Origin of the sequence: Clostridium sp. 1001271B_151109_B4 (assembly GCF_015670405.1) — a bacterium.
Taxonomy (GTDB): domain Bacteria; phylum Bacillota; class Clostridia; order Clostridiales; family Clostridiaceae; genus Clostridium.
Genome location: NZ_JADPBQ010000001.1, coordinates 138,514 through 150,698, shown reverse-complemented (window position 1 = coordinate 150,698; position 12,185 = coordinate 138,514). Strand labels below are relative to the sequence as shown.

Sequence of the window (12,185 nt, the reverse complement as noted above, 5' to 3'; positions counted from 1 at the left end):
AAGAACCACACACCTTTAAAATATAATAAAAAAGAATCATACAATAGTGTATGATTCCTTAATTATTAATATGTCCTAAATAAACCAACTAATTTACCTAAAATGACGCAGTCTTCAACTATAATTGGATCCATTTTATCATTTTCAGGTTGTAATCTTATATAATTATTTTCTTTATAAAATGTTTTTAAAGTAGCCTCATTTTCTATTAAAGCAACTATAATTTCACCATTTCTTGCCGTCTGACATTTTTCAATTATAGCTAAATCACCATCGAAAATACCAGCATTAATCATACTTTCTCCACTTACATTTAACATAAATAGCTCTTTATTATGCTTAATATAATCAAGTGGAACAGGGAATATCCCTTCAACATTTTCATTAGCTAGTATAGGCATACCAGCTGTAACCTTCCCTATAATGGGAATGTTAACCATTTCCTTTCTTGAAGAATGATCTATAATCTCAAGAGCTCTTGGTTTAGTTGGATCTCTCTTTATTAATCCTTTTGACTCTAAACGTTTAAGATGACCATGAACGGATGATGTCGATCTTAACCCAACAGCTTCACAGATTTCTCTTACTGAAGGAGGGTATCCTTTGTTATCAGTGAAAGTCTTTAAAAACTCATAAATTTCACTTTGTTTATCACTTACTTCTCGCATTTTCAACACCTCGCTTTTGTTATCATTATATCATAATCGTAATACTATATCAAACCTATGTTCTTCTATTTATAAAATATTTTAGTTGAAATATTTTAAATAAACTGATAAAATAATAAGGTTAAAATAAACAGGTGGTGATTTAATGACTTATAAATATACTGAAGATGACTATTGTGATCTTTTTTCAAAAAAAATATGTGATAATTGCGGTAAATGTTTAGAAGAAGATGGGATAGATATAAGGGCCATAAATATTGATGATATAGCAAAGACTGTAGAAGAAAATTCATTTATAGAAGAAGAATTAAAAAATGCATTAGAGGCATTAAATGAAGAAAAGAAGGATTCTGAAGAAAATATAGATGAAGAAATTACATTGGAAAACTATAATGATATCCTAAATAAAATGGATTTAGAAAATGACTATGTAGATGCATTTGATAATATTGTATACTTTGATGAACTTGGTGTTGATAATGACACAGAATTAGAAGAGTTAACAGAGGAAATATATCCTGGAATAAGAAAAATGAAAAAATAGAAATTATTAAAAATGAAAGAAACTTTAAAAATAATAAGTTTCTTTCATTTTTTTATAGTCTTTATTATTAATTTGATAACAAAATGCCAATTTTACGGGTCCTGAACATATGTTCTTTATTTGTTTTTTATACTTGCTAACGGATTCGATTTAGCAGCTTCCCTTAAAATTTCTTCATCCACATGGGTATAAATTTGAGTTGTTGATATATTTTCATGCCCTAAGATACTTTGAAGACTTCTTATATCAACATTACCATGCTTGTACATAAGTGTAGCAGCTGTATGACGAAGCTTGTGGGGAGTATATTTTTCATTAGTTAATCCTGCGTTTTTAACATGTTTTTTAACCAACAATTCTACAGTCCTTTTATTTATTGGAGTACCCCTAGATGATAAAAATAAAAACCTTTTATTTTCATCTGTGGCTTTATTATCATTACGCTTTGAAAGATAATCTTCAATTGCCATTATACATGCTTCATTTAAATAAACAGTACGTTCCTTATTACCTTTACCTATAATAGTTAATGTATCACCTTTTATCTTATCTATTTTTATAGAGCATAATTCAGATAATCTCATACCACAATTTAAAAATAAAGTTAAAATACAATAATCTCTTAAGTAATTGCAATTCTTTTCATCTAAAGAGGAGAGTAGAGATACACTTTCTTCTAGTGTTAAATAAATTGGATGGCGTTTATTTATTTTTGGCGATTCTAATTCAGATGCTGGATTATAAGTAATTATTTTAGCTTTTCCATGCAAATAATTAAAATATGATTTGATTGTAGCAACTTTTCTTGCTCTTGCATAAGTTCCATTGTTTCTTTGCTTTTCTACAAATGATAAAAAGGCATATAAATCACTTAAGCCTATACTTTTTAAAAAAGTTTCATCTAAATCATTTATAGGTATTTCTTCAAATTCTATATCATCTGGTATGTAATAGCCTTTATATACTTTTAAATACTTAAAAAATAAACTTAAATCAATTTTATAAGCTTCAATTGTATTATAGGATTTTCCTTTAATAGTTTCTAAATAACCCAAAAAATCAGCTAATACTTTAGGTAATTTATTATTATTTTGAACTTCAATACCAAATCTATTTTTTTGATCTAAATTATTATAAGTATCTTTTTTTTTAATTTCACTTAGATCAATATCATTTTTTTTATTAGTTTTAGTGTTTTCAAGATTTTCATCCATATAAAATTCTCCTTAAACTAGATTTAATGCTGATTTCATTATATCATAGCTATTTTGTGCTAACAATGGCATTTATTTCGCTAAATGGTTATTTAGCGAAATAAATTTTCGAGTTATTTTTATGTTTTTATTATATAATTTTACATTTTTACTATTTTTACTCTCTTTTGTTTAATATTTTTATTATTTATTTATATTTTTTCTTATAAATCAACTTTTTTAAGTTACTTTCTTTTTTTATTAAATTTTGAGTTTCAACTATGATATTTCTTTAATAATCTTATATTTATTCTATAAGTTAAATTTTAATTTTTATATAATTGTATCTTATTTAAATTAAATTGTATTATAATAAACAATTTCAAATAATTTAATTTTAAACAAAAAAAATAAACGCATTATTTTAATACGTTTATTTTTCGATTTCAATAATTTTTGTTATTAAATCAGCTTTTAATAATTCTGACTTTGAAAATCCTTTTCTAAAATATCTTATTTGTTTATACATTTCTCCATTCATTTCAAAATCCAAAACATCAATTCTATCACCAGAATAAATAATTGGATCCTTTTGACCTTTTACCGTAACTTTAATCTTCATATTTAACTCCTTATTTATTCATTTGTTTAATTATATCTTAAGTATACAACATAGAATTATTTTTATAAAGAAAAAAGGAAAAGTTTTATAAACTTTTCCTTTTAACTAAATATATTATTTAAATATTCCAAAAGGCTTACCAACTGGTAAAAATACCTTTCCAAAGTGCTTATTTAATACAGCTGCACCACATCCATAGAATGACATAATAGCTATTAATAATTCTGACCAAGCAGCTAATCCATGTGAAAATTCTGGCATTATTCCAAATGAATTTAATGATAATCCTAAGAATAAGAAATCAATTAAAACAAATATTGTGAATAATACTTTATGAGTTTCCATTGCTCCAATTGTCATGAATATTGTAAATATTAAATATCCTAAAAATGCAAATCCTAATTGCTTAGTATCCGCTGTTGCAGCTAACTTTTCCCCAAATACTCCATTTTGAATTAACCAAGTGAATCCCATTGAATACCAGAAGAATGCATATGCTCCAAAGGCTGTTGCTCCAAATGTGTTATCATGTTTAAAATCATTTATACATGCAAATAATTGTGCTGTTGCTCCTAAGAATATTGCCCATGGGAATACTAATGCTACCCCTGAAGTTATTCCTAACTTTTGTGATGAAGCTACTAAAGTAATTAGTGCTAGTCCAAATAATCCTAATGCTGAAGGATCAGCAGTTACAATTTTTATCTTTTGCGTGTTTTCCATAATTTCCTCCTAAAAAAATATAACTTTTATTACGACCTTATCAAGATTATCAGAAACTTAAATCCTTGTCAATAAGCTATATTTTTTTTATTGCTTATTACTATTATATTGCTCTATTTCTTATTACTATTATATTCCTCTATTTTTTGTGCTATATCTTCTAAATATTCTTGGCGTTCATACTTTTCTAATAATTCCTCTTCAAGCTTAGTTTTTTCTTGATCTAATTCGTTTAATAAACCATAACTGCTTGAATTTTTTATCATTTCCTCTTCTATTTCTGCAATTTTATTTTCTATAGCTTCAATATCCATATAAATAGTTTCAAATTCTTTTTGCTCTTTAAAAGTAAATTTAGGTCTTTCATCTTTATTTTTTACGTAAGTTTTTTTCTTCCCTATTTCAGTTTTATTATTTTGCTCTTCTTCTTTTTCTTTTAAGAATTTAATTTCTTTATTAATTAAATAATCACTATAGTTTCCGTTATATATGTTAATTAATCCTCTACCATCAAATGAGAAGATCTTATTACAAATTCTATCTAAGAAATATCTATCATGTGAAACAACTATTACAACACCTATAAACTCATCAATAAAATCCTCTAGTATTTTTAATGTTTCTATATCAAGGTCATTAGTTGGCTCATCTAAAATTAAAACATTTGGCGCTTCCATAAGTACCCTTAATAAATGAAGTCTTCTTCTTTCTCCTCCTGAAAGCTTTTCTATCAATGTATATTGCATTGTACCATCAAATAAGAAACGTTCCGCAAGCTGAGATGCGCTTATTTTAGTTCCATCCTCTGTAGGAATCCATTCTCCACCTTCTTTAACATAATCAATAGCCTTCATAGATAAATCCATATGTGAGTCGTCTTGAGAGAATGTAGATATCTTTACAGTTTCACCAATTTCTATGTTTCCTTCATCAGGAGCAATAGAATTTCTAATTATATTAAGTAATGTTGTTTTCCCTACTCCATTATCGCCAATAATTCCAATTCTATCTTCTTTTAATACTGTATAATTGAAATTATCTATAAGGTTTCTAGTTCCATATCTTTTACTTATATTTTTCAACTCTATGATTTTTTTCCCTAATCTAGTACCTATGAAGGACATTTCTAAGTTAGCCTTTGGAGCTATATATTCCTCATTAACTAAATCATCAAATCTTTGAAGTCTTGCCTTTTGTTTTGTTGTTCTAGCCTTAGCACCTCTTCTTACCCACTTTAATTCCTTTAATATTAACTTTTGTCTCTTTTCTTCACTAGCTGCTTCTACTTCTATTCTCTCAGCTTTCTTTTCAAGAAAAGCACTATAATTACCTATATAAGTATATATATTTCCTCTATCTAATTCTAAAATCTTATTAGATACCCTATCTAGAAAATATCTATCATGAGTAATCATTAATAATGCACCTTTTCTATTATTTAAATATTCCTCTAACCATTCTATAGAATTTGAATCTAAATGGTTAGTAGGCTCATCTAGTACAAGTAACTCACATGGTTTTATTAATGCTGACGCTAAAAATACCCTTTTCTTTTGTCCACCAGATAAAGTGCCCATTTTCATAGTATAATCATTTATTCCAAGCTTAGTTAATATAACTTTAACTTCACTTTCTAAATTCCATAAATTTAAAGAATCAATTTTTTCCTGTGTTTTTATAAGCTTATTATTAACTTCTTCATTAAACTCTTCATTTTTAGTTTTATCTAATAAATTTTCATATTCCATCAACAATTTCATCTCAGGAGTATCACTATTAAATACTTGTTCTAAAACTGTTGCATTTGCATCAAAATCTGAGTTTTGAGAAAGATACTCTACCCTTACTCCTTTACCCTTTGTAATACTTCCATCGAAGAATTCATCTCTTCCTGTTATTATTTTTAATAATGTAGATTTTCCACTACCATTTAAGCCTATAAGTCCTATTTTATCACCATCATTAATTCCAAATGAAACATCGTTAAGTAAAACTTTTTCACTATATGTCTTTTTTATATTTTCAACTGTTATTAAATTCATTGTCTTCTCCTTTGATTAATAATTCATTCACTAATTTTATCACATTTATATAAATTAATGCAAAAAAATTAGGCATACAAAATTTATGCCTAATTTGGCTTTACCTATTTAATAGAAAATGTAGTCTTTGTACCTCTTCATTTTTATTTAACCACCAGTTCCTATACCATATATATATCAATTCTCCCCTTTTATCTATAATATCTAATAACCTTATTAAAGTATTAACGGTAAATTTCTCTTTATTATTTATAAATATTGTTTTTATTTCATCTTTCCCCTTACAGCCAGATACATATAAAAGTGATTTATCTTTTTCATCTCCATATATGTGATAACCTAAATTAGAAAGCAAATTAGTTATTCCATTATCCATCTTCTCATTAGATGAAAGTTCACTTTTATATTCCTTACTATCATCACAACTTAAGAAATCTGTACTTTTTATAATAACTTGAAAATTATCATTTATGCTATCCTTATTCTTTTCATATTCCTCTTCATTAATAATTAGAAATGGATATAAATTAGATAAAAACTTATAATTTTTTTCTTCATACTTATTATCAATTATTTGTCTAAAATCCAATTTATTAATATCAACTTTGTTTTCTTTAATATAATCATTTGTGTTTTTATAACTATATTCCTTTAATACTTGTAGAATAATATTATCATAGGATTTCAAAGCCAAATGTAGATTTCTTATTCTTTCATCTACAAATTCATACTCAATTATTTCTGTCTCATATTTAAGCTCATTCTTTTCAATTTCTTGATATAAATAATAACTTGGTATAAATTTAATTATTTTTTCTAAATCCTTCTTCTCATCAATTTTATCATAACAATAATCTAATATATTTTTTTGAATATCACTTAAGGATTTAACTTTATTTTCTAAAGTTAAAAACTCTTCATATGTAGTCAACGTTTCCTTTATATTTAGTATATATTCATATAAATTGTCCTCATTTGCTATATTATCATTAATTTCATCTAATACCTTTTCTTTAAAAACTTTAGTTAAAAATTTAAAGGAACTTGAAAATAGCTTTAAGTTTTCAATATTCTCCATATATTGATTATAAATTTCTTTTTCCTTTTCATAATAATCATTATTAACTTCTTTATTTTTATTAGTTATTTTCTTGTAATTTAATATTTGAGAAAATTTATACCACTTTATATCTACAAGGTCCTCTAACAATTTTTTATTATGTTTGTAATTAATCTTTTTAACCTCATTTAGCAACTGTTCAGGAGTGTAATTTTTATAATAAATTTCTTCATTTTCAAAATCACTTGTATACTCATTATTATAGATAGGAGGCATAAAAGCAAAACTATTATTCAAAATACCGCTTAATTTAGTTATAATTTTTTTTATATCACTCATATCTATATTATCTTTTATAATTTCAAACTTTTTATTATCTCTAAACTTTAAATATTTTATATATATATTAATATAATTTCCTGTAGTAATTTTATTAATTTCATCTACAATTAATTCTTCTTCATTCTTAATTACTTCTTCGCATTTACTCAAAATTGAAAAAAATTTAAAAGCTTCATCTTTAAACTCTAAGCATTTCTTAGTTATTGAATATAAATCATTTAATGATCTTCCTAAATCGTCTTTCTCTATGAATGTTAGAAATATGTTTATAATATTTCTCTTATTATTATTTATCTCTCTATTAAGTAAGGTAAGCTTCTTTACTTTAATGAAATCTAAAGTATCATTCGCATTCAAATCTTTACATTTATTTTTAATATCTTCTATAGTAGCATTATTTAATACATATTCTTTTAAATATTTAAAAATATAATCAGTATTTTCATCATTCCTAATTATAACAATCCTATTACCGTCTATATAGTTTTTTATTAAATTATCAAAAGTCGAATTTTTCAATAAATATTCATAAATCTCTTTCATTATATAATGTAATCCCCTTATTGTATTATTTACTATAACATATGATTGCTAAATAAATTACATTACAATATTGATTAGATTACACTATAAATAAGTTATATTTAATAAAAAAAATCCACTCTAAGCTAATTACAATTAACTTAAGGTGGATTAATATTTTAACTAAACATTAATTTCACTTTTTATTTCTAATGCATCTTTATTTTCATCTATAATAGGTGAGATATATTCAGCAATAAACTCAATAACTTGACTTGGAGCTCTACCTACAAACTTTTGTGGATCGATTATAGCTAAAATCTCTTCTCTTGATAATTTAAAGTAATCATCCGCCATGATTCTTTCAATTAAATCGTTGTTTAAGCCTTCTCCCTTAACTCTTTGTGCTGCTGCCATCGAATGCTCTCTAATTCTTTCATGTAACTCTTGTCTATCGCAGCCCTTTTTAACTGATTCCATCATTATATTCTCTGTTGCCATAAATGGTAATTCTTCATTAACATGTTTAGCTATTACTTTATCATAAACAACCATATTTTCAGCAATATTAATATAAAGATTTAAAACACCATCTAAAGCTAAGAAAGCCTCTGCAACTGATATTCTCTTATTAGCTGAATCATCTAAAGTTCTTTCAAACCATTGAGTAGAAGCTGTTATCGCAGGATTTAAAGCATTAACCACAACAGTTCTTGCTAAAGCTCCCATTCTTTCGCTTCTCATTGGATTTCTCTTATATGCCATAGCTGAAGATCCAATTTGATGTTTTTCAAATGGTTCTTCTACCTCTTTCATACTTTGTAGTAATCTTAAATCATTGCTAAATTTATATGCGCTTTGAGCCACTTCTGATAAAGTATTTAAAACTATAGAATCAATCTTTCTAGGATATGTTTGTCCTGTTACTCCATAACTCTTTTCAAATCCCATTTTTTCAGCTACATATGTATCTAATGCTTTAACTTTACTTTCATCACCTTCGAATAAATTCATAAAACTTGCTTGTGTTCCAGTTGTACCTTTAACACCTCTAAGTTTTAATTTACTTAATAGGAAATCTATATTTTCTATATCTAAAACCAAATCTTGCATCCATAATGTACTTCTCTTACCAACTGTAGTTAATTGAGCAGGTTGAAAATGTGTAAAGCCTAATGTAGGCATATCCTTATACTTTATTGCAAAATTTGATAAATGATTTAAAACTGTAACTATCTTTTTCTTAGTTAATAATAATGCATCTCTCATTATTATTATATCAGTATTATCTCCAACATAGCAGCTAGTAGCCCCTAAGTGTATAATACCTTTTGCATGAGGACATTGTAGTCCATATGCATATACATGACTCATAACATCATGCCTTACTTCTTTTTCTCTTTTTCTTGCCTCATCGTAATTTATATTATCTATATTAGCTTTTAACTCATTAATTTGCTCTTCTGTTATATTTATTCCTAATTCTCTTTCACCTTCTGCTAAAGCAACCCATAACTTTCTCCAAGTTGTAAATTTCATATCATCAGAAAATATATAACTCATTTCCTTTGATGCATATCTAGAGTTTAATGGTGAATTGTATAAATTTGTCATTTGAACACCTCCGAATAATTCATGGTCTTAACCAAATATAATTCGTATTATATCATATTTTTATTTATTTTGTTAGTAATAATAAAAAAAATTTTTCATATTATTTATTATAATACATATTACGGAGGAATTATTATGTGTAAATTAAGTACCTTTGATAAATTTTCAGCTATTTTAGTTTTGTTAGGATCACTAACATGGGGCATAATAGGAATATTTAATGTTAATATTCTATTTGTATTATCAGGTGGTTCACCTAGCATTTTAAGAATTATATATATTTTAATATTAATATGTGCTATTGATTTAATATCTTTAATATTTAGATGTAATATTGTAAGATTCAATAAAGATAAGTAAACTAGCAAAACATACGATAAAATAAAAAAAGTGCTTTCGCACTTTTTTTTATTTTAGTCTTCTAAAGTTTCGATTAATTTAGCAATTTCTTCAGCTGCTAAAGTTTCATCATCACCGCTAGCTGTAACTGTGATATTAGCTCCCTTAGTAACTCCTAAAGATAAAACACCAATTAAGCTCTTAACGTTAGCTTTCTTTCCGTTAAATTCAATGCTTACATCTGATTTGAAAGATGAAGCTTTCTTAACTAATAAAGTCGCTGGTCTTGCATGTAAACCAGTTCCATTGTTTACTATTACTTCTTTAGATACCATTAAAACACACCTCTTTACGTATAATATATTATATATCTAACGATTACATTATATAACGTACTTAAAATAATTTCAATACTAAAATGTCTTTTAATTTAAAGTTATTTTTTATCTAGGTTGTACAATTAATTTTATAGCTGTTCTTTCTTCACCATCAATCTCTATATCAGTAAAGGCAGGTACACATACTATGTCTCTTCCGCTTGGTGCAACAAAGCCCCTTGCAATTGCTATAGCCTTTACTGCTTGATTTATTGCACCTGCACCTACAGCTTGTATTTCTACAATGTTCTTTTCTTTAATAATCGCTGCTAGAGCACCTGCCACTGAATTTGGATTGGATTTTGTTGATACTTTTAATACTTCCATTTGTATTTCTACCCCCTAATTTTAAAATCGTTTACATATTATTGTTTATAAAGTCCTATAATTACTTATATGATATATATTCTACAAAATACTGAAATCTCCTTTTAAAATTTAAAAAATTTTAAAAAAAATTTAAAAAATGCATTTTGTATTATTACAAAATGCATTTTTTTATTTATTTAGCAAAATCCACTGCTCTTATTTCTCTAATTACATTGATCTTAATTTGCCCTGGATACTCTAATTGTTCTTCAACACTTTTAGCTAAATTACGAGCTAATTCAATTGAACCAGCATCGTCTAATTGTTCTGGTTTAACCATGATTCTAATTTCTCTTCCAGCTTGAATGGCATATGACTTATCTACGCCCTCATAAGAATTTGCAATTTCTTCAAGTTTCTCTAATCTCTTAATATAAGCTTCTAACGTTTCTCTTCTAGCGCCTGGTCTTGCTGCTGATATTGCATCAGCCGCTTGAACTAAAACAGCTTCCATAGACATCATTTCAACATCACCATGGTGAGCAGCAATAGCATTTACAACTAATGCTGATTCATGATACTTTTTAGCAAAATCTCCTCCAATTAATGCGTGAGGTCCCTCTTGCTCTTGATCTATTGCTTTACCAATGTCATGTAATAAACCTGCTCTTTTAGCTAAATTTACATCAAGACCTAACTCTGAAGCCATTACGCTTGCTAAGTATGCAACTTCTATTGAATGCTTTAACACATTTTGACCATAGCTAGTTCTATACTTTAATCTTCCTAAAAGTCTTATAATTTCAGGATGTAAACCATGTACACCTGTTTCTAAAGTCGCTTGTTCGCCTTCTTCTTTAATATCATTTTCAACATCTTTTTTGGCTCTTTCAACCATTTCCTCAATTCTAGCTGGATGTATTCTTCCATCTACAATTAATTTTTCTAGTGCTATTCTAGCTACTTCTCTTCTTATAGGATCAAAGCTAGATAAAATAACCGCTTCTGGAGTATCATCAATAATTAAATCAACTCCTGTTAATGTTTCGAGTGTTCTTATGTTTCTACCTTCTCTTCCAATAATTCTGCCCTTCATTTCATCATTTGGTAACGCAACAACATGCACTGTAGATTCAGATACATGATCTGCTGCACATCTTTGAAGTGCAGTAGTTATAATTTCTCTTGCTTTTTTATCAGCTTCTTCTTTAGCCTTTGACTCAATGTCTTTAATCATTAAAGCTGCATCATGAGAAACTTCCTTCCTAACTTCTCCAAGAAGAATTTCTTTAGCTTCTTCCGAAGTTAAAGTAGATATTCTTTCTAATTCTTCTCTTCTCTTAGCATGTAACTGCTGAACATTTTCTTCCATTTGATCAATTTCTTGCAATCTTTTATTGATAGTTTCTTCTTTCTTTTCTAATAGATCACTCTTTTTGTCTAAAGATTCTTCTCTTTGAAGAATTCTTCTTTCAAGCCTTTGAATTTCATTTCTTCTCTCACGAGAATCTCTGTCTAAATCATTTCTTAGTTTGTGAACCTCTTCTTTAGCCTCTAAAATAGATTCTTTTTTAGTAGCTTCTGCTTCTCTTTTAGCCTTTTCAACTAAATCTTTAGCTTCATTTTCTAAAAATAAAACCCTCTTTTGTGTGGCCTTTTGTATTGCTTTGTATACGATAAATCCGAATACTGCTAATACTACAATATCAACCAATATAATTGTTAATATCTCCAAACTAACACCTCCTCGTATAAATCTCTATTTATAATTTAATAGAGAACGTCTAGGTGTCATATTATTCTCACTGTCCCTACGAATATGATAAACCA

Annotated in this window: 12 protein-coding genes; 2 read left to right on the top strand and 10 right to left on the bottom strand. The window is 26.7% G+C overall.

Going from position 1 to position 12,185, the window contains the following annotated elements; translation table 11 throughout:
• Positions 1 to 65: 65 nt before the first annotated feature.
• On the bottom strand, positions 66 to 674 hold the full coding sequence (lexA, locus tag I4V63_RS00730; RefSeq protein ID WP_221697556.1) for a transcriptional repressor LexA: 609 nt from the start codon (positions 672 to 674) through the stop codon (positions 66 to 68).
• 139 nt (positions 675 to 813) lie between these two features.
• Here lexA and I4V63_RS00725 point away from each other — a divergent pair, with 139 nt between their 5' ends.
• Positions 814 to 1,212 (top strand): hypothetical protein, encoded by a 399-nt coding sequence (locus I4V63_RS00725; protein ID WP_195999394.1) that lies wholly within the window; start codon positions 814 to 816, stop codon positions 1,210 to 1,212.
• A 116-nt stretch (positions 1,213 to 1,328) separates the two neighbouring features.
• Here I4V63_RS00725 and I4V63_RS00720 read toward each other — a convergent pair whose 3' ends face one another.
• The 6 genes from I4V63_RS00720 to purB all read right to left on the bottom strand — a co-directional run bounded on the left by I4V63_RS00720 (position 1,329) and on the right by purB (position 9,330).
• Entirely contained in the window at positions 1,329 to 2,426 is a 1,098-nt protein-coding gene (locus I4V63_RS00720; RefSeq protein ID WP_195999393.1) for a tyrosine recombinase XerC, read from the bottom strand.
• A 412-nt stretch (positions 2,427 to 2,838) separates the two neighbouring features.
• On the bottom strand, positions 2,839 to 3,027 hold the full coding sequence (locus I4V63_RS00715; protein ID WP_195999392.1) for a hypothetical protein: 189 nt from the start codon (positions 3,025 to 3,027) through the stop codon (positions 2,839 to 2,841).
• Between the two features lie 114 nt (positions 3,028 to 3,141).
• Entirely contained in the window at positions 3,142 to 3,750 is a 609-nt protein-coding gene (locus I4V63_RS00710; protein WP_195999391.1) for an acetate uptake transporter, read from the bottom strand.
• Between the two features lie 113 nt (positions 3,751 to 3,863).
• A complete protein-coding gene (locus I4V63_RS00705; protein ID WP_195999390.1) occupies positions 3,864 to 5,792 on the bottom strand; it encodes an ABC-F family ATP-binding cassette domain-containing protein in 1,929 nt (642 codons plus the stop codon).
• Between the two features lie 100 nt (positions 5,793 to 5,892).
• A complete protein-coding gene (locus I4V63_RS00700; RefSeq protein WP_195999389.1) occupies positions 5,893 to 7,737 on the bottom strand; it encodes a hypothetical protein in 1,845 nt (614 codons plus the stop codon).
• A gap of 162 nt (positions 7,738 to 7,899) precedes the next feature.
• Positions 7,900 to 9,330 (bottom strand): adenylosuccinate lyase, encoded by a 1,431-nt coding sequence (purB, locus tag I4V63_RS00695; RefSeq protein WP_195999388.1) that lies wholly within the window; start codon positions 9,328 to 9,330, stop codon positions 7,900 to 7,902.
• A gap of 135 nt (positions 9,331 to 9,465) precedes the next feature.
• Here purB and I4V63_RS00690 point away from each other — a divergent pair, with 135 nt between their 5' ends.
• Positions 9,466 to 9,690, top strand: coding sequence for a DUF378 domain-containing protein (locus I4V63_RS00690; RefSeq protein ID WP_195999387.1), 225 nt, complete (start codon positions 9,466 to 9,468; stop codon positions 9,688 to 9,690).
• Positions 9,691 to 9,743: 53 nt separating this feature from the next.
• Here the strand turns inward: I4V63_RS00690 and I4V63_RS00685 are convergent, their stop codons facing one another.
• The 3 genes from I4V63_RS00685 to rny all read right to left on the bottom strand — a co-directional run bounded on the left by I4V63_RS00685 (position 9,744) and on the right by rny (position 12,090).
• Positions 9,744 to 10,004: an HPr family phosphocarrier protein gene (locus tag I4V63_RS00685; protein ID WP_042398687.1), complete on the bottom strand. Its 261-nt coding sequence runs from the start codon at positions 10,002 to 10,004 to the stop codon at positions 9,744 to 9,746.
• A gap of 108 nt (positions 10,005 to 10,112) precedes the next feature.
• Entirely contained in the window at positions 10,113 to 10,373 is a 261-nt protein-coding gene (locus tag I4V63_RS00680; RefSeq protein WP_005212907.1) for a stage V sporulation protein S, read from the bottom strand.
• Positions 10,374 to 10,548: 175 nt separating this feature from the next.
• The gene (rny, locus tag I4V63_RS00675; RefSeq protein WP_195999386.1) at positions 10,549 to 12,090 is read right to left on the bottom strand and encodes a ribonuclease Y; all 1,542 of its coding nucleotides are present in this window, start codon (positions 12,088 to 12,090) and stop codon (positions 10,549 to 10,551) included.
• Between the last annotated feature and the right edge of the window lie 95 nt (positions 12,091 to 12,185).

Coding starts and splice junctions, on each gene's coding strand:
- I4V63_RS00725 (WP_195999394.1), top strand. CDS start 814: ATGACTTATAAATATACTGAAGATGACTATTGTGATCTTTTTTCAAAA.
- I4V63_RS00720 (WP_195999393.1), bottom strand. CDS start 2,426: ATGGATGAAAATCTTGAAAACACTAAAACTAATAAAAAAAATGATATT.
- I4V63_RS00715 (WP_195999392.1), bottom strand. CDS start 3,027: ATGAAGATTAAAGTTACGGTAAAAGGTCAAAAGGATCCAATTATTTAT.
- I4V63_RS00710 (WP_195999391.1), bottom strand. CDS start 3,750: ATGGAAAACACGCAAAAGATAAAAATTGTAACTGCTGATCCTTCAGCA.
- I4V63_RS00705 (WP_195999390.1), bottom strand. CDS start 5,792: ATGAATTTAATAACAGTTGAAAATATAAAAAAGACATATAGTGAAAAA.
- I4V63_RS00700 (WP_195999389.1), bottom strand. CDS start 7,737: ATGAAAGAGATTTATGAATATTTATTGAAAAATTCGACTTTTGATAAT.
- purB (WP_195999388.1), bottom strand. CDS start 9,330: ATGACAAATTTATACAATTCACCATTAAACTCTAGATATGCATCAAAG.
- I4V63_RS00690 (WP_195999387.1), top strand. CDS start 9,466: ATGTGTAAATTAAGTACCTTTGATAAATTTTCAGCTATTTTAGTTTTG.
- I4V63_RS00685 (WP_042398687.1), bottom strand. CDS start 10,004: ATGGTATCTAAAGAAGTAATAGTAAACAATGGAACTGGTTTACATGCA.
- I4V63_RS00680 (WP_005212907.1), bottom strand. CDS start 10,373: ATGGAAGTATTAAAAGTATCAACAAAATCCAATCCAAATTCAGTGGCA.